At 53.4% G+C, this 26,486-nt stretch carries 18 protein-coding genes, 1 tRNA gene and 1 pseudogene; 13 read left to right on the plus strand and 7 right to left on the minus strand.

The features are described 5' to 3' along the window. Positions 1-447: 447 nt before the first annotated feature. Positions 448-579, minus strand: coding sequence for a photosystem II reaction center protein Ycf12/Psb30 (gene psb30 / locus H6G52_RS06195; RefSeq protein ID WP_099532928.1), 132 nt, complete (start codon positions 577-579; stop codon positions 448-450). A 420-nt stretch (positions 580-999) separates the two neighbouring features. On the opposite strand from psb30, the gene psbZ reads away from it, so the two are divergent. Together psbZ and ribH are read left to right on the plus strand one after the other, a co-directional pair. Continuing rightward, positions 1,000-1,188: a photosystem II reaction center protein PsbZ gene (psbZ, locus tag H6G52_RS06200; protein ID WP_190355283.1), complete on the plus strand. Its 189-nt coding sequence runs from the start codon at positions 1,000-1,002 to the stop codon at positions 1,186-1,188. Between the two features lie 185 nt (positions 1,189-1,373). Beyond that, positions 1,374-1,919, plus strand: coding sequence for a 6,7-dimethyl-8-ribityllumazine synthase (gene ribH / locus H6G52_RS06205; RefSeq protein WP_099532930.1), 546 nt, complete (start codon positions 1,374-1,376; stop codon positions 1,917-1,919). A gap of 81 nt (positions 1,920-2,000) precedes the next feature. On the opposite strand, the gene H6G52_RS06210 is transcribed toward ribH, so the two are convergent. The 4 genes from H6G52_RS06210 to H6G52_RS06225 all read right to left on the minus strand — a co-directional run bounded on the left by H6G52_RS06210 (position 2,001) and on the right by H6G52_RS06225 (position 4,283). Continuing rightward, positions 2,001-2,270: a DUF2103 domain-containing protein gene (locus tag H6G52_RS06210; RefSeq protein WP_234406825.1), complete on the minus strand. Its 270-nt coding sequence runs from the start codon at positions 2,268-2,270 to the stop codon at positions 2,001-2,003. Positions 2,271-2,413: 143 nt separating this feature from the next. Further along, the gene (gene clpS, locus H6G52_RS06215; RefSeq protein ID WP_099532939.1) at positions 2,414-2,746 is read right to left on the minus strand and encodes an ATP-dependent Clp protease adapter ClpS; all 333 of its coding nucleotides are present in this window, start codon (positions 2,744-2,746) and stop codon (positions 2,414-2,416) included. A 122-nt stretch (positions 2,747-2,868) separates the two neighbouring features. After that, on the minus strand, positions 2,869-4,113 hold the full coding sequence (locus H6G52_RS06220) for a lipid-A-disaccharide synthase-related protein (protein WP_190527118.1): 1,245 nt from the start codon (positions 4,111-4,113) through the stop codon (positions 2,869-2,871). A 99-nt stretch (positions 4,114-4,212) separates the two neighbouring features. After that, positions 4,213-4,283 (minus strand) — tRNA-Gly (locus H6G52_RS06225). A 232-nt stretch (positions 4,284-4,515) separates the two neighbouring features. On the opposite strand from H6G52_RS06225, the gene H6G52_RS06230 reads away from it, so the two are divergent. From H6G52_RS06230 to H6G52_RS06255, 7 genes and pseudogenes are all read left to right on the plus strand, one after another. Beyond that, entirely contained in the window at positions 4,516-8,991 is a 4,476-nt protein-coding gene (locus H6G52_RS06230) for a tetratricopeptide repeat protein (protein WP_190527120.1), read from the plus strand. A 77-nt stretch (positions 8,992-9,068) separates the two neighbouring features. Beyond that, positions 9,069-10,382, plus strand: coding sequence for a tetratricopeptide repeat protein (locus H6G52_RS06235; protein ID WP_190527121.1), 1,314 nt, complete (start codon positions 9,069-9,071; stop codon positions 10,380-10,382). A 9-nt stretch (positions 10,383-10,391) separates the two neighbouring features. Next, the gene (locus tag H6G52_RS06240) at positions 10,392-11,522 is read left to right on the plus strand and encodes a tetratricopeptide repeat protein (protein ID WP_190527123.1); all 1,131 of its coding nucleotides are present in this window, start codon (positions 10,392-10,394) and stop codon (positions 11,520-11,522) included. 179 nt (positions 11,523-11,701) lie between these two features. Beyond that, positions 11,702-11,950 (plus strand): hypothetical protein, encoded by a 249-nt coding sequence (locus H6G52_RS06245; RefSeq protein ID WP_190527126.1) that lies wholly within the window; start codon positions 11,702-11,704, stop codon positions 11,948-11,950. Next, complete coding sequence (locus H6G52_RS06250) at positions 11,947-12,402, plus strand: type II toxin-antitoxin system VapC family toxin (RefSeq protein ID WP_199312197.1); 456 nt, start codon at positions 11,947-11,949, stop codon at positions 12,400-12,402. Before H6G52_RS06245 ends, H6G52_RS06250 begins: the two co-directional genes overlap by 4 nt. A gap of 48 nt (positions 12,403-12,450) precedes the next feature. Then, positions 12,451-12,765: pseudogene (locus H6G52_RS19030) on the plus strand (PPC domain-containing protein); the annotation flags it as partial. 54 nt (positions 12,766-12,819) lie between these two features. Next, positions 12,820-15,822, plus strand: a complete 3,003-nt coding sequence (locus tag H6G52_RS06255; RefSeq protein ID WP_370567678.1) for a tetratricopeptide repeat protein — start codon at positions 12,820-12,822, stop codon at positions 15,820-15,822. A 17-nt stretch (positions 15,823-15,839) separates the two neighbouring features. Here H6G52_RS06255 and H6G52_RS06260 read toward each other — a convergent pair whose 3' ends face one another. Further along, on the minus strand, positions 15,840-16,814 hold the full coding sequence (locus tag H6G52_RS06260) for an aldo/keto reductase (protein ID WP_190527132.1): 975 nt from the start codon (positions 16,812-16,814) through the stop codon (positions 15,840-15,842). Positions 16,815-17,876: 1,062 nt separating this feature from the next. On the opposite strand from H6G52_RS06260, the gene H6G52_RS06265 reads away from it, so the two are divergent. From H6G52_RS06265 to H6G52_RS06275, 3 genes are all read left to right on the plus strand, one after another. Further along, positions 17,877-21,680 (plus strand): GAF domain-containing protein, encoded by a 3,804-nt coding sequence (locus H6G52_RS06265; RefSeq protein WP_190527134.1) that lies wholly within the window; start codon positions 17,877-17,879, stop codon positions 21,678-21,680. A gap of 54 nt (positions 21,681-21,734) precedes the next feature. Then, positions 21,735-22,928 (plus strand): response regulator, encoded by a 1,194-nt coding sequence (locus H6G52_RS06270; RefSeq protein WP_190527135.1) that lies wholly within the window; start codon positions 21,735-21,737, stop codon positions 22,926-22,928. Between the two features lie 135 nt (positions 22,929-23,063). Next, positions 23,064-25,838 (plus strand): EAL domain-containing protein, encoded by a 2,775-nt coding sequence (locus H6G52_RS06275; protein ID WP_190527137.1) that lies wholly within the window; start codon positions 23,064-23,066, stop codon positions 25,836-25,838. 34 nt (positions 25,839-25,872) lie between these two features. On the opposite strand, the gene H6G52_RS06280 is transcribed toward H6G52_RS06275, so the two are convergent. Further along, positions 25,873-26,028, minus strand: coding sequence for a hypothetical protein (locus H6G52_RS06280; RefSeq protein ID WP_158234357.1), 156 nt, complete (start codon positions 26,026-26,028; stop codon positions 25,873-25,875). A gap of 13 nt (positions 26,029-26,041) precedes the next feature. On the opposite strand from H6G52_RS06280, the gene H6G52_RS06285 reads away from it, so the two are divergent. Next, on the plus strand, positions 26,042-26,449 hold the full coding sequence (locus H6G52_RS06285) for a DUF3110 domain-containing protein (protein ID WP_099532308.1): 408 nt from the start codon (positions 26,042-26,044) through the stop codon (positions 26,447-26,449). Positions 26,450-26,486 lie beyond the last annotated feature (37 nt).

The raw sequence follows: 26,486 nt of genomic DNA on the forward strand, positions 1-26,486 counted from the left end.
ACCTTGATTGGTGACTTCGATTGGCGACTTCGATTAATGTACAATATTCGTACAAATATCACAAGGCTAAAATCCTCAACGAAAAATCCTCAACGAAAAACCCTCAGCCCAGAATCCTCAGCCCAGAATCCTCAGCCCAGAATCCTCAGCCCAGAATCCTCAGTCCAGAGTCCTCAACGAAGCCGATCGCCCTTGGGAAGAGGGTAATCATGACTTTGAGCGTGAGTTTGAGCATGTTCCAGGATGGATGTCCCCTCAGCGAGAAGGTAGTGATCAAGGTAGTGAGCATCGATCGCCCTACTCGCTGGTTGAGCTAGCTAATCACCAAATAAAAAGCGGGAGCCATCATTCACTGGCTCCCGCTCCGTCATCTCTACCAATATTTTTTTTTGCAACAAGTTTTGCAACAAAAAGCTGAGGGGATAGATCATCCCCGCTGGCAAGCTTCTACAGGTTGCCGCCCCGGAAGGCCAAAATAAACACAATCACCGGGCCGGCAATCACTAGAAGTGCCAACGTGGTCAGTTGCCCCACCACCAACCAGTTAATGCCGCCGATCGCATCCGTCAGTGCTTCCATAGTCTTCCCAGTCCCTTTAGGTCTTGAAATCGGTTTTGAGTCGTTTTTGAGTCATTGATGATCTGAGACGCTCTGGATCATGAATGACTCGTTGATGCTCTGATCAGGGTCTGATCATGGGCCGAGTGGCTGGGCCAAGCTGGTTTCTAAGCCAGATGTTGCCACCCATCATTGCGAAAAATCGATTCAATTATCCTACGGTTGGCGACTCGGGAGATTTAAGAAAGTTTACAAAAATCCATCTCGACTCCCATGAAGCGGCTGGGGTTGTCTGCGGGTCGGCCGTGGGCTGGCGAAGTTGACCCGATCGCCCAATCCCCATCGAGCCTGAACGCATCCGTTTGATAGAATATCTCCGTTCGGGCGCTCGCTCGGTGGCATGGCCTGAGCGCGCTGTGTTGGAAAATACGGAAAAATCCTATGACGATCGCCTTTCAACTCGTTCTTTTTGCGCTGGTTGCGTTGTCGTTGATCTTGGTTGTGGGTGTGCCAGTGGCCTATGCGCTGCCCCAAAGCTGGGATCGTTCCAAGCCCTTGCTGTACCTGGGTTCCGGTGTTTGGTTCCTGTTGGTGATTGCGGTGGCCGTTTTGAACTTCTTTGTGGCTTAGGGTTCGATCGCAGCCGCTACCACAAGTCAAACCAATACCAATAGCCATTCAAACAGTAGCCCTGAGCCGCTGTGCAAGGTTAAGAGCAAGGTTGATGGGGGCGATCGCTTGCCCCTAATTTGTTTTGGCCAAATTTCTTGGCGAATTGAGTTTCTTGGCCAATTGAGTCCAGTTTTGAGTGCAACATGGCTGTTTTTGAAGGAAGTTTCGATCGCGCTGGATCACAACGATTTGCCATCGTTATTGGCCGCTTTAACGACCTGATCACCAGCAAATTACTGGCCGGTTGCCAAGATTGCCTCAAGCGCCATGGGGTGGATATTGACCCCCAAGGCCGCCAGGTGGACTATGTTTGGGTTCCCGGTAGCTTTGAAATCCCTACCGTTGCCCGCCAATTGGCCCTCAGTCAGCGTTACGATGCCGTGATTTGCCTGGGTGCAGTGATTCGCGGCCAAACGCCGCATTTTGATTACGTTTGCGCAGAAGTTTCTAAGGGAATTGCTGCTGCCAGCTTCCAAACCGGTGTGCCGGTTGTGTTTGGCATTGTCACCACGGACACGATGCAACAGGCTTTGGAGCGGGCAGGCATTAAGAGCAACTTGGGTTGGAACTATGCCATGAGCGCCCTGGAGATGGCGAGTTTGATGGCACAGGTGCGAACCGTGGCTCCGGCGGTTGACGCACCCCCGATCGCCCTAGGATCTTTGCCTCCCACCCTCTCGGAAGCCTAAAACCCCCAAACCCAAATTGTCGCGTGATCAATTGTGGGTTGATCGCGCGATTAATTCATGATTAACGAGCATTAACGGGTATTAACGGGTAACAATTTGTTCGATCGCCTGCTTCAGTTCTTCGGCACTGAGATCCGTGATCACAAAGACTTCTTGAATTGTTTTGCCCTTGCGTGCAATTAACTTGTAGCCGCCTCGGATCGGTACGGAAACTTTGAGCTGTAATTGGGGGCTGTTGCTGCGACCATGGGAGAGCACGGCCGGCGTGATGGTGCTGATGCCCGCCACTTGGGTTAGCTTTTCCAAAATCGGAATTAGCCCATCCAAATGAGTGGAATGGTTCCAAACCAGTCGCCCTGAAGTGGGGGCGGCTTTGGCTTTTTTGGCGTTTTTTGGGGACTGGTCTGGCTCGGGCGATCGGGAATTGGCTTGGGGGGCAGGAATGGCGGCGGTGGGTTGTTTTTTGGATTTTGCCATGACGTGGGGCGCTGAATTTAGGCGCTTTCTAGGGGAGCCATGGTTAGTCCTTCGCGGCTCAGTTGTTGGTGATAGAGTTCTGCTTGTTCTTGGGGGCCAACCCAAACAATGGCTTGTCCTTCGTTATGAATTTGATAGGTTAATTTCCAAGCCCGATCGGTTGTCATATTTGGAATATATTTCGACAAGCAATTGGCGACGTGATTGAAAGTGTTCACGTCGTCATTCAAGACAATTACTTTATAGTTTGGATAGGTTTTGCGGACGGTTTGATCGGTTCGTTCAGGAGTCTTGACCGGGGCTGTGGTGGCAGCCCGATGCAATGGTTGAGGGGCGAGCACAGCAGTCATAGGGGCGATCGAGCGGTAGTTTTGCGGGGACAGAAAGCAGCGATCGGTTGAGCCAAATACGCAATGATCAGACTGATGCAAATTGTAACAAAATGATTTGGATTCGCGGCTCGATCGCACCACTAGCGATCACCCGCCCGATTCAATGCCAAATTCAACAATTGCTCGGCAATGCGGCGAGCAGCTCCGGGCGGGCCCAACCGTTGCCGGCCATTGTCGATTTTGGCCTGCCATTGGGTTGAATCTCGAAGTAATTGCTCGATCGCCCCCGGGAGTTCCGTTGGCTCCTGAATCCAAGTGACAGAGGGGCCCAACAGACGGGTTTGGGCCTCCGCAAAAGCGGGGGTGAATTGGGGCCCGTTGCCCGACAGCGTAATGGCCGGCTTGCCCAAGCCCACCACCTGTTCCGTGGCAGTGCCAGCCGTGGCGATCGCAAAGTGAGCCGCCTTGGCCCAATCCCAAAACCGATCGCTAGCCAGTTCCAACTGGGCCAACCCGCAATGCCATTGTTCCCCGGTACTCGATCGCCAGCCGGCCTGCTGAAGGGCCTGCTGAAGCGGCGCACGATCGATTCCAGGGGCGATCGCCGCCTGCAACATCACCACCCGTTGGGCCAAATCGGGCCAGGCTTGCAACGCCGTCAACATGCGTCGCCAATTGTCCAGCACCTCTGGAAAACGTGACCCCGGCAACAGCAACACGCGCAAGGGTGACCCCGGCTCCGGCCGAGCGCAATCGGGCAAATCTCCCGTGAAGCCGTCCATCATTGGATTGCCACAGTCAAAGGTGCGATCGGGCAGCCAGCGCCGCAAAATCTGAGCCGTCAGTGTGTCGCGCGGAAACAAACCCCGACAGCGCGATCGCCCCATCAACCACCGTTCCCAGGGCAGATAAACCGAACCCGACCAGCCCTCCCAACGCCGGGATCCCAAAAACTGCCCTTGACTATCCCGCAGGTAATATTCCGATTTGGCCGTGCCCACAAAGCCATAGGGTGCGCCGCTGGCCCAAGCAAACAACAGGGGCACAATGTCACCCACCGCCAACACCAACAGCGGTTCTTTGCTGGTTGCCCGGTGTGTTTGCACCCACTGCCGCACCGATCGCCACTGTTGCCAAGTCAGGCCCACCAGCCCCCCGCGCATATCTCGCAGCAGTTGGCCCGCGTCCATATAAACAAAGCCGCCCGACGGCAGGGTTTTCACTTCGCCAATAATCGGGATTCCGGCGCGTCGGTAGGCGTTTCCTTCTCCCACCAGTGGCAAAGCGAATCGATCGGGCTGGGTGGGCAACTGTGCAAAGGCTTGCAGAATTTGCACCGCGATCGCGTCTTCACCATGGCCATTGCTGATGCACAGAAGCTTCATGGCACGAACCGATCGGTCAGCCGTTTTGGCACAACAACATCCATCAGGATCATTCAGCTCAAAAGACTAGTTAGCTCAAAAAACTAAGCTCAGAATCAAAGCGGGCGGCGGGAATCGAACCCGCAACGACAGTTTGGAAGACTGTAGTTTTACCACTAAACTACGCCCGCGAAGGCTGGTGGTTGGGTTTTTGGCAACCCGGGCAATCATTCTATCAGAGCCAAGGCCGATCGCACCGTCTCCGGTCAATTTAATTTCGGTCTGGCTTTGGCCATCCGATCGGGGGTTGGGCGGTGGTGAATGTTTGGCGGCGGAGAGGCTGGCGCTACGTGATGATGGGGGGCGATCGGGTGGGCTAGGTTAGATTGGCGGTGGCGCGGTTGGTGAGGCGAGGCGAGGGCAATGGCGAACCGGTGGGGCTGGCTGTTGGCGGTGGGGCTGTGGGGCCTGCCAAGCGCGGCGGTGGCAGTGGAGCCGCGCACCATTGAGGGAACCCTAGACGGCACAGAAGCCAAGCTAGATGACGGCAGCTTTTACGACAGCTACGAGTTTGAGGGCCAGGCTGGCGAGTCGGTGGCCATTGCCCTGGATAGCTCGGAATTTGATACCTATCTAGTGTTGCTAGACCCAGCAGGGAAATCCCTGGTGCAACGGGATGACGGTGAGGGAACCAATGCCCGCTTGGCAGTGACATTGCCCCAATCGGGCCGCTATCGAGTGTTGGCTACGTCCTATAAACCGGGAGCGAAGGGAGCCTATCAACTGCGCCGGCAACCGGCTACTGCGGCGGAGGTGACTCGCTTCCAGCAAAAAAGTGAAGCCGATCGCTTGTTTCAACAAGGCAACCAACAGTATCGAACCAGTCAATTTCGTGAGGCGATCCAGTCCTGGGAGGCCGCCTTGCAGATTTATCGCACGCTTCGAGATCGCCAAGGAGAAGCCAACGCTCTGGGCAATCTGGCCCTTGGCTACAATTCCCTCGGGCAATATCAGCGGGCGATCGAGTTTCACGAGCAATCCCTAGCGATCGATCGCGAGATCAGTAATCGTCAAGGAGAAGCCAGCACTTTGGTCAATCTGGGCAATGCCTACTTTTCCCTCGGGCAAGTCCAGCGGGCGATCGACTTTTACGAGCAACCCCTGGCGATCAATCGCGAGATCGGCGATCGCGAAGGAGAAGCCAACTCCCTGGGCAATCTGGGCCTTGGCTACAATTCCCTCGGGCAATATCAGCGGGCGATCGAGTTTCACGAGCAATCCCTAGCGATCGATCGCGAGATCGGTAATCGCCAAGGAGAAGCCAGCACTTTGGTCAATCTGGGCAATGCCTACTTTTCCCTCGGGCAAGTCCAGCGGGCGATCGACTTTTACGAGCAATCCCTGGCGATCAAACGCGAGATCGGTGATCGCCAAGGAGAAGCCGCCTCCCTGGGCAATCTGGGCAATGCTTACTATTCCCTCGGGCAATACCCGCGGGCGATCAACTTTCACGAGCAACACCGGGCGATCGCGCATGAGATCGGCGATCGCCAAGGAGAAGCCAACTCCCTGGGCAATCTGGGCAATGCCTACCGTTCCCTCGGGCAATATCAGCGGGCGATCGAGTTTCACGAGCAGTCCCTGGCGATCAAACGCGAGATCGGCGATCGCCAAGGAGAAGCCAACTCCCTGGGCAATCTGGGCAATGCCTACCGTTCCCTCGGGCAAGTCCAGCGGGCGATCGAGTTTCACGAGCAGTCCCTGGCGATCAAACGCGAGATCGGCGATCGCCAAGGAGAAGCCAACTCCCTGGATAATCTGGGCGCTGCCTACCAATCCCTCGGGCAATACCAACGGGCGACCGAGTTTCACGAGCAATCCCTGGCAATCCAACGCGAGATCGGCGATCGCCAAGGAGAAGCCAACGCCCTGGGCAATCTGGGCAATGTCTACAATTCCCTCGGGCAATACCAGCGGGCGATCGAGTTTCACGAGCAATCCCTGGCAATCAATCGCGAGATCGGCGATCGCCAAGGAGAAGCCAACGCCCTGGGCAATCTGGGCGCTGCCTACCAATCCCTCGGGCAATACCAGCGGGTGATCGAGTTTCACGAGCAATCCCTGGCAATCAATCGCGAGATCGGCGATCGCCAAGGAGAAGCCGCCTCCCTGAGTAATCTGGGCAATGTCTACAATTCCCTCGGGCAATACCAGCGGGCGATCGAGTTTCACGAGCAATCCCTGGCAATCAATCGCGAGATTGGCAATCGCCAAGGGGAAGCCAACGCCCTGGGCAATCTGGGCAATGCCTACGATTCCCTCGGGCAATTCCAGCGGGCGATCAACTTGTACGAGCAATCCCTGGCAATCAAAAGTGCAATCGGCGATCGCCAAGGAGAAGCCGCCTCCCTGAGCAATCTGGGCAATGTCTACAATTCCCTCGGGCAAGTCCAGCGGGCGATCGAGTTTCACGAGCAATCCCTGGCAATCCAACGCGAGATCGGCGATCGCCAAGGAGAAGCTAGCTCCCTGAACAATCTGGGCAATGCCTACGATTCCCTCGGGCAATTCCAGCGGGCGATCAACTTGTACGAGCAATCCCTGGCAATCAATCGCGAGATCGGCGATCGCCAAGGAGAAGCCGCCCCCCTGAGCAATCTGGGCAATGTCTACAATTCCCTCGGGCAATACCAGCGGGCGATCAACTATCACGAGCAATCCCTGGCAATCAATCGCGAGATCGGCGATCGACGTGGAGAAGCCAGTGTCCTGGGCAATCTGGGCAATGTCTACGATTCCCTCGGGCAATTCCAGCGGGCGATCAACTATCACGAGCAATCCCTGATGATCGCTCGCGAGATCGGTGATCGCCAAGGAGAAGCCGCCTCCCTGAGCAATCTGGGCAATGTCTACAATTCCCTCGGGCAATTCCAGCGGGCGATCAACTATCACGAGCAATCCCTGGCAATCAATCGCGAGATCGGCGATCACAAAGGAGAAGCCAGTGTCCTGGGCAATCTGGGCAATGCCTACAATTCCCTCGGACAATACCAGCGGGCGATCAACTTCCACAAACAATCCCTGGTGATCGACCGCGAGATTGGTGATCGCCAAGGAGAAGCCTACTCTCTGGTCAATCTGGGCAGTGCCTACCTTTCCCTCGATCAAGTCCAGCGGGCGATCGAGTTCTATCAACAAGCCTTAGCCTTAGCCCAATTTGTTGGTAGTCGCTATGCTGAAAGACAGGCTTTAAACGGACTGGGCTCCGTATTTAAAGAACAAGGTCAAACTGAAGCGGCGATCGCCTTTTATAAGCAGTCTGTCAACGTCACCGAAAGCATTCGCCAAGACATTCGCGGACTCGATCGCACCCTCCAACAGTCCTACACCGACAGCGTTTCTGACACCTACCGCAACCTCGCCAACCTGCTGCTCACCGAAGGGCGACTGCTCGAAGCCCAAGAGGTGCTGGACTTGCTGACCTTGCAAGAAATTCGAGACTACAACCGAGGCACTCGCGCCACCGTCAATGCCCAAGGTAAACTTGAATACACCCGCCTCGAATCGCAAATTATTCAAGAGCATGGCAGCTTGATCGAATTTGATCAAAAAGTGCTGGACTGCGAAAAAACAAATTGCGCCGACAAAGCCCGCTTGGTGCAACAACGCGACGCATTGAAGCAGGAATTTTTGCAAACGATCAAAAAAGCCCAACTCGATAGCCAAGCCAAACAACGCAACGACGAAAGCACCGAAGATCCGACCCTGTTGGCCCGCAAAGCTGCCCCGATCGTGCAACAACAACCGGGCACAATCTTGATTCAAACCTTTGTGCAACGGGGCAAAGAAACCGACAACAAAAAAGGCAAACTATGGCTGCTGTGGGTGGCAGGCAACACGGCCGGCAAAATTGATCGCGAAATTGATTCCCTCGACTTTGCCAACACCGTCCGCGACTTCCGCGATGCCCTCAGCCGCCCCGACGGCGACCCCGCCAAAATCCGGCAACTGGGCCGCAAGCTCTATGACTGGTTGATTAAGCCGCTGGAATCAGAACTACAGCAAAACCAAATTCAACACCTGATTTTTCGGCTCGATCGGGAACTGCGCTACATCCCGATCGCCGCCCTACACGACGGCAACCAATTCCTGATCGAACGCTACACCGTCGCCAACATCCTAACGATCGCCACCACCAACACCACCGATCGCCGCAGCACCACCCCCGAGGGCGATCGCATCCTGGCCCTGGGCAAAACCGAAAACTACGGCGACTTTGGCCCCTTGCCCCACGTGAAAGACGAAATCGCCGCGATCGTCCGTAATCCCGCCCAGGGCAACAGCGGCCTCTACCCCGGCGATGGCTATCTCGATCGACAATTCACCCTGGATGCGCTGCAACAAAACCTCTACGGCCGCCGCTTGCTGCACATCGCCACCCACGGCAAATTCAGCCCCGCCGGGATGACGGAATCCTATTTGCTGCTGGGTGATAACGGTCGGTTGGCCATGTCCGATATCCATAGCCTGACGCATCTCGATGGGCTGCACTTGGCGGTGCTGTCCGCTTGCCAAACAGGTCTGAGTGGCGACCCCGCAGGCGATCTCGATCGCCCCGACGGTCGGGAAATCAACAGCCTGACCCACGCCTTCACGGCCGAAGGCGGCGCAAAGGCGATCCTGGCCAGCCTGTGGAACGTGAACGATCGCTCCACCAGCCTCCTGATGCGGGAGTTCTATCGCCGCCTCGCCGCCGATCCCAAACTGACCAAAGCCGAAGCCCTGCGCCAATCCCAAATCGCCTTTTTGAAAGGAGAATTGACCCGATCGGGCGACGTGGACAACCCCGCCCACCCGTTCTATTGGTCGCCCTTCGTCCTCACGGGCAATAGCTGGTGAACCACGGTGGGGATGAGGGGTGCGATCGCCCCAAACCAGCGGCTAGATTGTGGCCAGGTGTTCTGCAATCTTGGTTCATGAAGTCCTGGCCGCCGTTGACTGACTATCGCCGCGCGTTGGATCGGTTGCCGATCGACCGGCCGTTGACCCCAGAGGAAGCGATCGAACTGCTGGAATTGCGCGATCGGGTGGCGGCGGAACTGGCCCAGACTCCCGATCTGCTCACTCCGGCACTGGGGCGGCAATTGTGGTGGTTGGATCTCCAATTGCGCGGCTGGAGCGATCGGCTTCTGGTCGCGTTGGAGTCAGCCCCCGCCGATCGCCAAGCCGAGGTCGATCGCCTGGTGTATGCGCGATCGCTCATCCCCAGTTCCCAGCGGTGGGAGCGGTTCGACCCATTTGCCAACGTGCTGAGTGCGGTCTTTTTGACCGGCTCGACGGGCTTGATTGTGGATATTGCCGCCAAGTTTTTTGTGCCGGGGGTGGATTTGTTTGGCTCGTTGGCCGTCGCAGGGCAAAGCGCGATCGCCCTGGTCACGGGCCGCACCCTGGTCACGGAAACGGGCCAAACCTGGCTGAAACGGCAGCTCATTCGCTATGGCATCGGCGATCGCTATTGGCAAGAGGCGGGCTGCTTGGGTTCCTTGGCACTGTTGGGGTTGCTGATTGCGGTGCGTCAGGTGGGATTTCCGTTGCTGGCGGAACAATACACCCGCTGGGGCGAAAAAGCCTACAAAGACAACCGCTTGGCCACGGCGGGGGAATGTTATGAGCGGGCGTTGCTGTTTCAACCTGAGGCGATCGAGGCGCGTTACCTGGCGGGGCGGTTGGCCGATGAAGTCAGCGAACCGGAACAAGCCCAACAGCACTATCGATTAGTCCTGAAAAACCCGCCGGAGAAAACCGCCAGCTCGGAAGATTGGCAATTTTATTTGCAAGCGTCTAGTAACCTGTCGCGGCTGTATCTGTTGAAAAAAGACCCGGAACAGGCGGCGGTGATTGCGCAGTTGGCGGTGCGGGCTAGCGCACCCATGCCCAAGGATCCTGCCTTGGACGATGGGCTTTACGGTCTCTATAAAAATCTCGGCTGGGCCCGGTTTGCCCGGGGGCGCTACGAGGAGGCGGAATCGTGGCTGGAAAAGGCGATCGCCCTAGAACCTTTCATCAACCGCTCCGATCGCGCCGCCGCGGCCCATTGCCTGATGGCCAAAACCTTGGATGGGTTGCAGGACTATCGATCGGCCTTGCCCCACTGGGAACGGTGCGCCAACGACGCGGCCCAACTGGGCACACCGGAAGGGGATGCCTGGCAAGGGCAAGCGGGCGATCGCCTCGACCAGCCCAATGCCAAGCCGCCGAAGTCTTCTAATCCTGCCAATTCTGCGTACTAGCTCACAACCATGATTCGACCTCGCCTGTTGTTGCTGACCGGTTGCCTGCTGAGTGCGATCGCCGCGATTGCCCCAGGCCATCCCGCGATCGCCCAAACCAGCTACAGCCTTGAGAGTTGGCAAGGGGATGTGAGATTGATGCGATCGGGGCAGCGAGAACAGCGACTCACGCGCCAAACCGGGCGACGGTTGGACGCGACCGATCAGTTGCGGCTCCAAGGGCGGCGCAGTTGGGCCAATGTGCGCTGTCCGCAGGGCTTGGTGCGCTGGGATGAGGTGCGCCAGTCGCGATCGGTGACGGAGATCTGCAACCCCTCCGACACCATTACCATTAGCCCGAGAACGGGCACTCGCGACGGCGACTCGGACTTGTTGGCGATCGCAACTTGTGAGTTTGTCCCCAAAACCTACTTTCTGCCCCGGCTGGAGTTGTTTTCCTGGCCCAGGGTGGACAATGCCCGCCGCTATCGGGTGGAATGGGTCGATCGCGATCGCGAGGTGGTGATTTGGCAAACCAGCACGGCCGCCACGCAACTGAGCTATGGCGGCCCCCGCTTAACCGGTCGGCGCTATGGCTTGCGGGTAACGGCGATCGGCGCGAACAATCAGCCCATCAGCACCTACACCTTGAATCACGTTTTGCCCCTGCCCAATGAGTGGGCCCCAACTTTTGCGCGCGATTGGGCGGAAATTACGGGCGATCGCACCTTGATGCCCGATAGCCAGCGCTGGGCCCGGGTGGATTTGGCCCTGTCGGTCAGTCGGGCGGAGGGCGATCCGGAGCTGTGGTGGACGGTGGTGCAGGAACTGTCGCCGGAAGCCGACACCAAAAATCCCACGGCGCATATGCGCTTGGCGTTGGCCTATTTGCATCTGAACCGGGGCACTGAGGCGCAATGGATGGCGCGGCGGGCCTTGGCGGCAACGGGGCGATCGCCGTCTGCGGCGCGGGCTGAGGCGTTGATCATGTTGGCGAAGGCTTCGACGGTGATTAACGACCATCCCGAAGCGATGAGGGCGCTCACGGAGGCGCGATCGATCTATCAAGGGCTATCAGAAACCAACCAAGTGGAAGCGATCGATATGGTGACTGAATACCTCCGCGATCGCGCAACCACGCCTTGCAACCAATCGCAGTGATCGCCGTGGCTAGACTGGGAGTGAGCAGCATTTGCGGAGGATGCCTATGTCTGCGCCGGCCAGCGAGGCAAGCCAAGCGTCAGCAACTTGCGGATAAGTTACGGGAATTGGGTGTTGATCCGGATGCGTTGGGGTGAGTGGCGTTGGGGTTGGGTGTTCTTTAAATGTGGAGTGAGCTAATGACAGTTCGAGAGCGGTTGATTGCAGAAGTGGGTGATTTGCCTAACGGTTTGGTGGTGCAGGCGTTAGCGCTGATTCAGTTTTTGAAGGTGGATTATTTGCGTCGCCAAACGGCGTTGGCATCGGGGGGATTTTATCGACCTAGATCAGGAAAGTCACCATTGCGTCATGCGGGGAAATGGGTGGGCGACGATTTGTTGGATTGTCTAGATTTAGTTCACAGCAATCGAGGGGAGGCAGAATTTTGACTTATCTCCTTGATACGAATCACTGTAGCTATATTTTGGCGAATGATCGTTCTGTAGTCGATCAGATTGAGTTGGTTGGTGTTGAGAGTATTGGTATTTCTGTGATTACCGAAGGTGAATTGATTTACATGGCGGAAAATTCTGCAAATCCTGTCGATAATCTTTCGGTTGTTGAAGATCTGATTGATGACTTAGATGTTTATCCTGTCGATAGTGTTACAAGTCGAGTTTATGGAAAATTGAAAGCTGCTATTTTTGAGTGTTTTGGGCCAAAGGATCGCTCCAAGCGGAGGCGGACTAGATTAGAAAGTTTGGGAGTTGGCGAAAATGATCTATGGATTGCTGCTACAGCGATACAACACGATTTCACTGTGGTTTCTGGTGATCGTGATTTTCTGAGAATTCAAGAAGCATTTCCTTTAAAGCTGGAAAATTGGCACATTTCTACTTGATTTGGGTTCTATGAATACTTTTGGTTGATTGTGAGAGGCAAAGCGATGATGAAGCGGTGGGGATTGGTGGGGGCGTTGGGGGTGTGGTTGTGGGCTTGTCCGGTGGGGGCGCTGGAGTCGCGGACGGTTCAAGGGGAGCTGACAGTCACAGATGAAAAAATTGGAGACAAGTTTGTTGATCTGTATCAGTTTTCTGGCCAGGCAGGTGAAAAAGTAGCAATTGAGGCAAGAAGTAAGGATCTTGATACTTTTATTGCTTTATTAGACTCGACCCCCAAGAGGCTAGCAACCAATAACAATGGTTCTGATGGCACTAACTCATTGCTAGTTTTTGAGTTGCCGAAAACAGGTCAGTATTTCATTGCAGTCAGTTCGGCTGTCTCCAACCAGCTTGGAAAATATGAACTGATTTGGAGAGTGGCAACACAAGCAGATGAGTGGCGAGTTGAAGCGAGTCGATTGAACTTAGCCGCTCGACAATTACAAGTCCGCGGTCAGAATCGAGAGGCTTTACCGCTATTTCAAAAAGCCTATGAACTTTATCGACTAGCGCAAGATCGCGCGGGTGAAGGCGCAACCCTCACCAACATCGGCACGGTTTACCAGAGTTTGGGTCAATACTCGCAAGCGCTGGAGCATTACCGCCAAGCGCTGGCAATTCTTAAGGAAGTGGGCGATCGCGCGGGCGAAGGTAAAACCCTCAACAACCTTGGCTTGGTTTACCAAAGCTGGGGTCAATACCCGCAAGCCCTAGAGCATTACCGCCAAGCACTGGCGATTTGCAAAGAAGTGGGTGATCGCGCAACCGAAGGCACAACCCTCAACAACATCGGCTTGGTTTATAACAATTTGGGTCAATACCTGCAAGCGCTGGAGCAGTTCCGCCAAGCGCTGGCGATTCGCAAAGAAATGGGCGATCAAGCTGGTGAAGGCACAACCCTCAACAACATCGGCTTGGTTTACAACAATTTGGGTCAATACCTGCAAGCGCTGGAACATTACCGCCAAGCCCTAGCGATTCGCAAAGAAGTGGGCAATCGTGCTGGCGAAGGCACAACCCTCACCAACATCGGCGCGGTTTACGACAATTTGGGTCAATACCCGCAAGCACTGGAGCAGTTCCGCCAAGCCTTGGTGATTCACAAGGAAGTGGGCAATCGCGCAACCGAAGGCACAACCCTCACCAACATCGGCGCGGTTTACAGCAATTTGGGTCAATACCCACAAGCGCTGGAACATTACCGCCAAGCACTAGCAATCCAACAAGAAGTGGGCGATCAAGCAGGCGAAGGCACAACCCTCAGCAACATCGGCGCGGTTTACGACAATTTGGGTCAATACCCGCAAGCGCTGGAGCAGTTCCGCCAAGCACTAGCAATCCAACAAGAAGTGGGCGATCGCACAGGTGAAGGCGCAACCCTCAATAACATTGGCTTGGTTTACAACAGTTTGGGTCAATACCCGCAAGCACTGGAGTATTACCGCCAAGCACTGGCAATTCGTAAAGAAGTGGGTGATCTTGCAGGCGAAGGCACAACCCTCAATAACATCGGTGCGATTTACGTCAATTTGGGTCAATACTCGCAAGCGCTGGAGCAGTTCCGCCGAGCACTAGCGATTCGCCGGGAAGTAGGCGATCGCGCAGGTGTAGGCAAAACCCTCAACAACATCGGCGCAGTTCACCAAAGTTTGGGTCAATACCCGCAGGCGCTGGAGCAGTACCGCCAAGCACTGGCGATTCTCAAAGAAGTGGGAGATCGCGCAGGAGAAGGCAGAACTCTCAACAACATTGGTTTTATGCTCGCAGCCCAACAAGAACTGATCGCCGCGATCGCCCTATTTAAGCAATCTGTTGCTGTTTACGAAGCCATTCGTAAAGATAACCGCACTCTCAGCCCAGAACAACAAAAGTCCTATACCGAAAAAGAAGCTGGCACTTATCGAGAACTCGCTAATTTATTGATTAATCAAGGGCGATTTGCAGAAGCCGAGCGCGTCCTCGATTTGTTGGTGATCCAAGAACTCAGTAACTACAACCAAGGCACAAGAGCCACCGTCAGCGAACTGGGAACAATCAGCTTCACGGATGGCGAAAAAGCCATTCTGGATAAACACAATGGAATCATTGACTTCGCCCAAAAATTAGCCGCCTGCACCAGCAATTGCAACGACTTGCAACAGCAATACGACAAACTCACCCAGGAATTTCAACAGGCCGTAGCCCAAGTTGCTGAACAAGTTCGCCAACGTAAAGAACGCGGCATCCAAGACCCCGAAGAACTGCGAACCGCCGCGGCCGAAGTGGTGAACCAACAGCCGGGCACGATCGTGATTCAAACGATCGTGCAGCGCCCCAGCGAAACCCCCGACAAACGCGGCCGCCTGTGGGTGTTGTGGACAACCCAAGGCGAAGTCGCCAACTTTCGCGAGGTGATGTTGCCCAGTGATTTTCAGAAAACGGTGTTTGAATTCCGCCGCGCCTTGTCGTCAGCAGACACCGACCCCAACACCACCAAACAACTAGGCCGAAAACTCTATGACTGGGTGATTAAACCCCTCGAATCTGAACTGAAAGCCAACGACATTAAACATTTGATTTTTCGGCTCGATCGGGAATTGCGCTACATCCCCATGGCCGCCTTGCACGATGGCGACAGCTACTTAATCGAAAAATACAGCGTCGCCAACTTCGTCACCCTGGGCGATTTGAATAAAACCGATCGGCTCAAACCACCCGACCAAAGCCGGATCGCCGCCTTTGGACGCACCACGGGCAATGGCGATTTTAAGCCCCTGCCCTATGTGGCTGATGAAGTCGATGCGATCGTCCGAGAAGTCGATCGCCCCGATCCCCAAGGTGGTTTCTATCCCGGCTCCAGCTACTTAAATGACGGCTTCACGCGCGATCACCTGCAAGCCAGCCTATTCAACAACCGGATTCTGCACCTGGCCACCCACGGCCGCTTCAGCCCAACCAATGCAGCCAATTCAGCGCTGTTGTTGGGTCAGGGAAACAACGAGCTGTTGTTGCCAGAAGTCGAAACCCTGCGCGGCTTGGGCAACGTGCATTTGGTGGTGCTGTCAGCCTGCGAAACGGCCTTGGGCGGCGACCCGGACGAAACGGGGTTCAGCGGGGCCGATGGTCGGGAAATCAGCAGTTTGGCCTATTCCTTCACCCGGGGCGATCGCGCCAAGGCGATCCTAGCCAGCTTGTGGAACGTGAACGATCGCTCCACCAGCCTGCTGATGCGGGAGTTCTATCGCCGCCTTGCCGCCGACCCCAAACTGACCAAAGCCGAAGCCTTGCGCCAAGCCCAAGTCGCCTTTTTGCAAGGGGAACTGACCCGATCGGGCGAGGTGAACCAACCCGCCCACCCGTTCTACTGGTCGCCCTTTGTGCTCACGGGCAATAGCTGGTGAGGATCGAGCAGCAACCACTATCGCGACTGGAAAATGTTTTGCACCATCACCCGATCGAGGCCCGCCGCCACCCGATCGAGTTCGGCCACTTCGCCTGCATTCAGCAACCAGCCGATCGCCCCTGTGTTTTCCTTGGCCTGAATCAGGGATTTGGCCCCAGGAATTGGCATAGCGCCCTTGGCGATGCACCAATTCAGCGCCACTTGGGTGATGGTTTTGGCCCTTGCTTGGGCGATCGCTCCCAGGCAATCGAGCAAGGGTTGCAGTCCCGGTAATAGTTGCCGAAACAGCACCCCGCGAATTCCCTTGGGGAGGGTCGTTTGGGGGTTGTATTTACCCGTGAGCAAACCCAACCCCAGAGGGCTGTAGGCAATCAGTTTGATGCCCAGTTCATCGCAGGTGTCCTTCAGTCCCAACTCCGTGACCGGGTAGGTGGACAACAAGGAATATTGCACTTGCAACGTGGCGATCGGGATGCCGCGTTCTTGGAATCGGCGGTGAACCTGTCGTAACCGCTGGGGGCCAAAGTTCGAGAGGCCCACGCCGCGCACCAGTCCTTGTTCGTAAAGGTCGCACAGCCCATCCAGCAGGGCCCATTCTTGCCAGGGAGCGTAATTGGCCGTTGACCAGTGCAGTTGGGCCAAGTCCACTCGCCCCAGGCGCTTGGCTGAAGCTGCACAGGCCCTGACCATGGATCCCCGGGTCAGTCGCCAAGGATAGGCCGCGAGTTTGGTGGCCAAACAGAGGCGATCGCCCTGAGGGCCCTGATAGTCCCGGGCAAACTGCCCCAAAAGTTGCTCACTGCGGCCGTTCAGCCGTCCCGTGCCGTAGGAATCGCCCGTGTCAAACAGCGTCACGCCGGCCGCCACGCAGTGGTTAAACACCTGCTGCAACTCGCTGTCCATGGTTTCGTCATAACCCCAGAGTAGCCGGTTGCCCCAAGCCCAAGTGCCGCAACCCATCACGGGCAGGGCGATCGCCGAATTCTGCATGAGTCCGAGTCGGTTGACATCTTCCCCATCCTAAAGGAGTGGGGATTCTGGCCCTAGACCAACAACCGAAGTGGTTCGGCGAGACTATCGGTTGATGCTATCCCGTTTGATCCGACTCAGCACCCCCCACGGTTAAGCTCAATCATCGTCTCTTGGGAGTTGTCCCCTAGGCGATTTCTGGGACTCCGGTTGGGCATATTAAAGGTAAGAGACGATCGGAATCTTGTCCGTTTGGGAAAGGAACTGGGTTCGATCGGGCGATCCCCGTCAGGAGCCGGTTTTGTGAACCTGCCTGGTTCGTCTCCTGGCGTTGCTAGTTTGACCCGGGCGCTGGGTCTGCCGACTCGATCGGCTGGTCTGGAGGATGATCGAGTCATCTGACCGAAAATGCTCAGTATTTTCAGGGATTTCAGCGGGGTCAATTAAGCTTGAGCGCCCTAGCTGAGCCTATCGATGTTTGAGCGATTTCGCCCCTAGTGAATTGATGGTTGAGTAATGAAAACCAAAGTTCTTGAATGTATAAAATGCGTCTCGAAACTCAATTGGGTTTAAGATTTTCGTCAATTTTCTGATCTGCACTATAAATTTCTCGATTTCGGGTTTCAGTTCCCTAAAATACCCTTTGGTTCTGATCGAAAATATTAATGTAATTTAACAAGAAAGTAATTGCTAATTTTTGTGGCAAGGACGGCTATCAAAGTTTGCTAATTTTTGTTTAAAAGGATAATAAGATAATCTCGGCATTTCTGGGATTTAGGGCTTATCGCTAAGACTATGGCTACTAACTTGCTCGTGGACGCAGAAGCGGATCAAGCCATTATGCGACATCCAATCCAGGTTGAATTGGACACGAGCCTTTGGGATGCTGTTGGGCAAATGTATCAAAATTGCCGATCCTGCTCTCTGAATGCACAAGATCATGATCATCATCGCCCTATTATCCATCTCGAATTTTCTCATCAAGAACTAACTGCCAACTCTACCCATTCAAAGAATAGTTGGCCAGCGGATGATATCTTGGCAACGCATGTTTCAGGCTCCTTGCTCAAGGGGTCTGCCGCAGTGACAGCGAGCGATCAAATTCAAGCCATTGCTGAGCCGAATTTGTCCTTGGGTGATCGCGAGTCTAGTGGCTTGGGGGGCGATCGGTTGGAGGCTAGTCATTCGCCGTTAAATTCTGAGTTGAATTCCGAGTTGACTTCTGAGGCGGCCGTGGTTGATTTGCCGGTTGCGGAGGTTCACTGTGTGGTGGTGGTCGATCGGGGTCAGCTCTGTGGAATTTTGAGCGATCGAACGGTGGTTCGGCTGCTGGCCAAAGGGGTGAATCTTCATCAGGTCAAAGTGGGCGAAGTGATGTCGCCTATTCCTTGCATTTTAAGGCAATCAGAATTTAAAAATGCGCTGGTTGCTATTAATTTAATGGATCAGTTTGGTCTGGAATATCTGCCTTTAGTGGATGATCAAGGGCAGCTCATTGGGTTATTGAATGATGAAGGATTGCGGCGAATTACCAACCCTGTGGACTGGTTACGATCGCGCTCTGTTGCGGATGCTTTGGTGACTGAAGTAGCCTGCGAGACCACTAGGGCCAGCGTCGCTCAGATCACTCGTTTGATGGCGGAACAGGATACGAATTGTGTGGTGCTGATGCAGCTCCAGGAGCCGGATACCTTGGCGGCTGACTATCCACCGATTCCCAAACCAGTGGGGATGATTACTGAGTCGGATTTGGTTCAGTTTCAGACCCTTGGTTTATCGGCGGAGCGCGTGATTGCTGAGGATGTCATGCAGGCGATCGAAAAGCCAGTTCGGCTTCAGGATTCGTTGTTGCTGACGCAACAATTCATGACCCGCCAGGATATTCAACAGGTGGTGGTGGTGCGTGATGATGGATCGCTGTTGGGTTTGGTGACTCAACGAAGCATTTTGAAACTGCTGAATTCCTCAGAGCTATACCAATGGGGCATTAGCCTAGAGCATAAGATTTCTCAGTTGGAAGCAGAAAAATTGGCGCTTTTGGAGCAGCGAACTTCTGAGTTGGAGCAACAAATTATTGATCGCACGGCTTCTTTGCAACGACAGGCGGAGCGCGATCGATTAATTGCCAATGTGGCTTCCCAGATTCGATCGTCTTTAAATTTATCGGAAATTCTAAATTCTACAGTTCAAGAACTGCGAAACCTGGTTCAGTCCGATCGCGCCGAAATTTGGCAATTCCAAGCCGATCAAACGATGGTGATTGCGGCGGTGGCTTTGCTAGATCCCAGTTTGGCCGTGCCCACCAACTCCGTGAAAGACTGCTGTTTCATGGAAGGACTCAGCCCCCTGACTAAGCAAGGCCATGTGCGCGTGGTGAATGATATCTATGCTGCACAAATGACCCCTTGTCATCGTCAATTGCTTGAGCGGTTGCAAGTGCGCGCCAAGATTTTGATTCCCCTGTTTCAGCAAGAAAATTTTTGGGGACTGCTGGCCGTTGTGGAAAGTAATCATCCGCGCTATTGGCGATCGGAAGATATTCAACTGGTGCAGCATTTAGCCATGCATTTGGAGATTGCCATTCAGCAGGCAACGGCCTATGAACAACTGCAAACGGAACTCCATGAACGACGACAAACCGAAGGGAAATTACGAGCGAGTGAGCGTCGCTATGTCAGCTTAGCCAAAGCGATTCCCGTAGGAATTATTCGAACTAATCTAAAGGGTAAAAGCCTTTATATTAACCAACGATTCTGCGATATTTTGGGACTGGCGGCGAGGGTTATTCATCAAATTGGCTGGGAACGCTCAATTCATCCGGACGATCGCGCCTGGGTGATTGAAGAAATGCGTCATTACCGCAAACAAAAACAGCCCTTTTCGCTGGAATACCGAATTCAGCGTTATCAGGCTGGTGTTTGTTGGGTGTTGGCCCAATCCGTGCCCGAATATTCCGACCATGAAGAAGTGGTGGGCTACATCACCACGATCACGGACATTACCAATCAGAAAAAATCGGAAGCAGCACTGCAACAACTCAACCAAGATTTGGAAGCGAAAGTGCTGGAGCGAACAACGGCGCTCAAAAGCAGTGAGGAGCAGTTTCGGCGGCTATTTGAAAAGGAAAAAGTGCTCAGTTCCGTGATCCGGCGAATTCGCCAATCCTTGGAATTGGAATCTGTTTTGTTCAATACGGCGGAAGAGGCTCGACAAATTCTATTTGCCGATCGAGTTGTGATTTACAAAGTCTATGAACAAAGTAGCGGCAAAATTGTGGCTGAATCTCGGATTGACCATTGCCCTAGCCTCTTGGGCATGGAATTTAGTGCAGAGGTTTTCCCGGATAGCTGCCATCAGAAATATATGAATGGTTATGTTTGCACCATTACCGATCGGGATCATGAGCATTTGGCTAACTGCCTGTCTAGTTTCATGCAAACCCTGCAAATTCGAGCCAAACTTGCCGTGCCAATTATTGAGCAAAAATCTAATCAACTGTGGGGGCTGTTAATTGCCCATCAGTGCAGTTCCCAACGGTATTGGTGTACCGGGGAAGTGGAATTTATGCAACGGCTGGCTGAACAATGCTCGATCGCTATTCAGCAATCGGAACTCTATGCCCAACTGCAAGAAAGCAACTTACAACTGGCCAGGGCTACGAAGCTCAAGGATGAATTTTTAGCCAATATGAGCCATGAATTGCGCACCCCTTTGAATGCAATTTTGGGCATGGCTGAAGTTATTCAAGATGGAATTTATGGAGAAATTAATAACCGCCAAGGGCAAGCTCTGAAAACAATCGAACGCAGTGGCACGCATTTGCTGGAGCTAATTAACGACATTCTAGATTTGGCCAAAATTGAATCAGGTCAAATTCTTCTGAATCGAGCACCTACGCCAATCAATCAACTCTGCCAAGCAACCATTACCTTTGTTAAGCAACAAGCGCTGAAAAAACAAATTAAGCTGGGGGTGACTATTCAGCCCAACCTCCCGGATATTTTTGTGGATGAGCGCCGAGTGCGTCAGGTGTTAATTAATTTGTTGAGCAATGCCATTAAGTTCACTGCCGATGGAGGGCAAGTGACCTTAACGGTTTCGCAGATTTTTGAACGACCCACTAACACCTTAAAGTACTTTACAAATTCTGATTCTCAGTCTACGGAAATTCAAGATGCGCACGCTCAAAACACCAAGCGCTCCCCATCGCTTATTTCCTTCAAGGTGACGGATACAGGGATTGGAATTTCTGCTGTTGATCTTGAAAAACTCTTTAAACCTTTTATCCAGATTGATAGCTCGCTCAGTCGTCAATATGCTGGAACGGGGCTGGGCTTATCGCTGGTCAAGCGCATGGTGGAAATGCATCAAGGACTGGTGTCTGTGACCAGTGAAGTTGGGGTTGGGAGTTGCTTTGAAGTTTGTTTTCCGGTGATGGAATTGGCAAACGCGCCAGTCACTGTTCCTGTGCCCCAACTGGAGACCTCCCCAACCGCAATTTCGATGGATCAACCCCGCCCACCCATGATCTTGCTGGCGGAGGATAATGAAGCCAATGTTAATACTATTTCCAGTTACTTAAAGGCTAAGAACTACCAAATTCTGCTAGCAAAGGATGGTGTGCAAGCGATCGAGATGGCAAAACTGCATCACCCCGATCTCATCCTCATGGATATTCAAATGCCCAATCTGGATGGCTTAACGGCAATGCAGCAAATTAGACAAACCCCAGAGCTGGCGAGTACAATGATAATTGCTCTCACAGCGTTGGCGATGCCAGGCGATCGAGAACGCTGTCTCAGTGCGGGTGCAAATGACTACTTCACAAAGCCAATCAAGCTCAAGCAATTAGCAGTCAAGATCCAAGAGCTATTAGCTGCTAAATAGCGAGGCATGACGCTGACATCTCTTGGAACAGCACAGAATAGCAGGAGACAAATGATGACCATTCCTTCCATCTTAGTTGTTGATGATGAGCCGGATAACTTTGATGTTATTGAAGCTTTTTTGAGCGATCGGGATTATCAACTCCACTATGCCTGGAATGGTCTAGAGGCGCTGAAATCTCTACATGTTTTCCAACCCGATGTGATTTTGTTGGATGTGATGATGCCCGAGCTAGATGGGATCACCACCTGCCAAAAAATTAAGGCGATGCCCGAATGGAAATCAGTGCCAATTATCATGGTCACTGCTCTCAGCGACAAAGAAGATCTGGCCCGTTGCATCCAAGCAGGAGCCGATGACTTTATCAGCAAGCCGGTTAACAGCACAGAGCTGAGGGCACGAGTGCAATCGATGCTGCGCATTCGGCAGCAGTATCAAAGCATCCAAGAACTATCCCAATTACAAGAAAGAACGATCGATATTCTTCAGGGTAGTCTTGATGAGTTGCGAGGCAGTTTGTCGATGAGTTTGCCTCACGAGTTAAATACCCCTTTAAATGGAATTTTTGGTGTTCTGGGCATCCTCATTGAGGAACATGAGGACATGGATCATGAGGAAATCGCAGAGCTATTGCAACTGGCTAAAACCTCAACCATGCGCCTAGAGCGGGTTAGTCGTCGCTACCTTAACTATATTCAACTCGTCCGTGACAGTAGTCTGAAATTGGTCAGTAATTCAAGCCTGGCGGCCAATGTCGCATCGACAACTTCCGAGATTGTGCTGGAAACTATTGACAGTGCGGAATGGATTGCCAACGCTTCAGCATCTCAGACTAACTCGGTCAAGCGATCGGCTGATTTGGTTTTGGATTTGGCTACTGCGCAACTGTCCATGTCGATCAAGCATTTGCAAACCATTGTTGAAGAATTGCTGGACAACGCCATCAAGTTTTCCCAGTCAGGTACGCCGATTACGATTAAAACGGAGTCGATGGATTCTTGGTTGTACTTATCCATTACGAATCAAGGGCGCGGCATGACCGAGCTGCAAATTGCCCAAATTGGAGCATTTATTCAATTTGAGCGCCGCAGTTATGAACAACAGGGACTTGGGCTGGGGTTGGCGATCGTTCAAAAATTGATCGATCGTTATGGTGGCTCGCTCCTGATCCAAAGTGTTGTGGATCAAGAAACCACGGTGACGGCAAAATTACCCCTCGCAGTTCAACCTCAAATGGCTATGGTTTAGGGTTGGTGCTTGTTCATGACTGGACAGTTAACTTTCCATGGCAGGCACGAGATCACAGGGACAATATGGGAAACAGGTTAAGATAGGGGGAATCTCTGCTTCCGTTGTCTTTCCCTCATTTATGATTACGCAGTCATGGCTTACAGTTCAGTTCTGGTAGTTGACGATGAGCCGGATAATTTCGATGTCATTGAATCGTTACTGAGCGATCGCCCTTACCAGTTACACTACGTTTCCAACGGCATTGATGCCCTTGAGTCCCTAGACCTCTTTCAACCGGATGTGATCCTGTTGGATGTGATGATGCCCGGGCTGGATGGGATTGAGGTTTGCGCTCGCATCAAAGCCATGCCCGATTGGCACACGGTTCCGATCGTCATTGTTACGGCGCTAACGGAAAAAAAAGACCTGGCCCGCTGTATGGCGGCTGGGGCCGATGACTTCATTACTAAGCCCATTAATGGCATTGAACTGCGAGCGCGTGTGCAGTCAATGTTGCGAATTAAACAAACCTATATTGATCTTGAACAGCAAGTCCAAACCCGCACCGCAGCGCTCCAAGCAAAGGCCGAGCGCGATCGGGTTTTATCAATTATTGCTACTCAGATTTGCGCGTCCTTTGATTTCAACGAAATTGTTGAAACCACGGTTCAAGAAGTGCAACAACTCTTCCAGTGCCGTGCGGTTGCAATTTGGCAATTACAATCCTCTATTGCGGATCACAATAGCCAAGTAGCCACGGTGGTGGCCGCGGCCCAGGATCCGACCATGGCTCCGCTCTTGAAAGATCGTGACCAAATTCATCTGAGCCGCGTCAGACTGCAAGCCTATCAGCTTGAAAAAGGCAATGATGCCACGGTGCATTTTCAGGATTTGATGACCGATTGTCCTGAAAAATTTCCACGAACAGCTCACTGTCAACAGCTTGCCGTGCCCATCTTGCAAAATGAAAAGCTCTGGGGATTTTTAAGCGTCATTAACTGTCAAAGTTCAGAGCATTGGCCCACGGAAGAACAGGAATTTTTAAAACAGCTTTCAACACAATTGGCGATCGCCCTTCAACAGGCCCAGGCCTATCACCAATTGCAAACGGAGCTAAACGAACGACGACAAACGGAAGTGCGGCTGCGGGAGAGCGAACAGCGCTACATCAATCTGGCCAATGCAGTGCCCGTTGGAATTTTCCGCACGGATGCCAACCATCAATGTCTTTACGTGAATCAACGATGGTCGCAGATTACGGGTTACTCCACCCGCGCGGCCATGGGGATGGGTTGGCTAGATTATATTCACCCGGATGATCAGGTGAAATTCCAAGATGAATGGCAGCGATTTGTGAACGAACAGCGGCCTTTTCAGTTGGAATATCGCTTGCGCAGTGATTGTCACGAAGATCCTTGGGTTTTTGGGCAAGTGGTGGCGGAATACGATGCCCAAGATCAGGTGGTGGGTTATGTGGGCACGGTGACGGATATTAGCGCCCTGAAGCGAGCCGAAGCTCAAATTCTGCACAATGCCTTACATGATTTGTTGACGAATTTGCCGAATCGATCGCTCTTAACGGAACGCTTGGAGCTGGCCATTAACCGTTCAAAGCGGGTCAGCAGTTATCGCTATGCGGTGCTGTTTTTAGATCTAGATCAATTCAAGGTGATTAACGATAGTTTGGGGCACTTAATTGGCGATCGCCTGCTAGTGCAAATGGCCCAAAACCTCAAAAGCTATTTGCGCTTTAGCGACTTTCTCGCCCGAGTGGGGGGAGATGAGTTTGTCATTCTCTTAGAAGATTTGGAAAGCTTGGATGCGGCGGTGCGCATGGCGGAGGGCATTCTCAGCAGCTTTGAAAAGCCGATCGCCATTGATGATTATGAAATTGTGATTACTGCCAGCATTGGCATTGTGCTGGGCAGCGCCGACTACGATCACCCATCGGATCTGTTGCGGGATGCGGATATTGCGATGTACCGCGCCAAGTCGTCGGGGCGCAGCACCTACAAGATTTTTGGAGCAGAAATGCATCACCAGGCGATCAATCGTCTGACCTTGGAAACCGATTTGCGCAAGGCCCTAACCCAAGAAGAATTTCGGGTTTACTATCAACCGGTGATTAATTTAGCCAAAGGCCGATTGGTGGGCTTTGAGGCTTTGGCCCGTTGGCACCATGCAACGCGGGGCTGGATTTCTCCGGCAGAATTCATTCCCGTGGCGGAAGAAACGGGCGTGATTCAACAGCTCAGTCGGTGGATTTTGCGCCAGGCTTGCCAACAGTTGTTGCACTGGCAGCGATCTTTCCCGGAGTTTGCACCCCTAAAGATGAGTGTGAATCTTTCGGCGCAGGAGTTGCGAAAACCAACGATGGTTTCAGAAATCTTGCAAACGTTGGATGAGGTGGGTTTGGAGCCTCATTATCTGACGCTGGAAATTACGGAGAGTATGCTAATTGAAGATATTAATCAGACGATCGAGCTGTTGACGGAGCTAAAACGTCACCACATTCAAATCAGCATTGATGATTTCGGGACGGGGTACTCATCCTTAAGCTACTTGCACCGCTTGCCCGCTGACTATTTAAAAATTGACCGATCGTTTGTGGGGCAAATGGAAAAGGGAAACCGCAATTTCCAGGTGGTCAGCACGATCGTGGCCCTCAGTAATCAGTTGGGTTTGGATGTGGTGGCGGAGGGGGTGGAAACCCAACAGCAATTGCGGTGGCTGGAACAATTGGGCTGTGAATTTGGCCAGGGCTATTGGTTTGCCAAGCCGCTGCCGCCGCAGGAAATTGAGAACCAGTTCTTCACCAAAGGTTTAAATCCCGGATTGATCGAAGAGGAGCGGCGAAGCGTGATCAATCAAAGCTTGGTGAGCCATGACCAGCCCCGATCGGGGCCTTGTCCCAGTTCGTCGGTTTAAGGGATCGGGCGCAGGAATGGGGAATCAACGGCAGTCAGAAGCTGGGTGAAATAGCGGTTGGCAAATTTGGCAAATGTCGCTGTTCGCAAATTCCACCGCCAGACCCCTTAAGATGATAGGCGCTAACCGCCCGATCGCCCGTTGGCTGGCTGCGACCCTTGCGGGCGATCGGGTTGTGTCCTTGGTCCATTTCACGATTCACTATGCGCGTCTTCGTTCTGCTCTTCAACGCCCGCACCGAAAATGAAGGAATCTACAGCATTTGGCTGCGAGATGGGGAAGGTGTGGAACGTAACTGCGTCCTGATGTTTGAAGACGAGGACGATGCCACTCGCTATGCGGGCTTGCTGGAGGCCCAGGATTTTCCCCTGGCCACCGTGGAGCCGATCGAGGATGACGAAGTGCGGGAATTTTGCAAAGAAGCGGGCTACGAGTGCCAATTGGTGGCCCAAGGGGAATTGGCGATCCCGATGGAAACCAATCGATCGACCGATGAAATGAGCTGGCAGGTGGAGGGGGAAGCGCCTCCCACGGCTAATGAAGAGGATGCCGGATCCATGAGTGCCGCCGAGCTGGAGCGAATCCGGCGGCGATTGGAGGGATTGCTCTAGAAATTCCTGCCCTCGATGTCCAATCAGGTGACATTCA

The organism is Limnothrix sp. FACHB-881, from assembly GCF_014698135.1.
Taxonomy (GTDB): domain Bacteria; phylum Cyanobacteriota; class Cyanobacteriia; order CACIAM-69d; family CACIAM-69d; genus CACIAM-69d.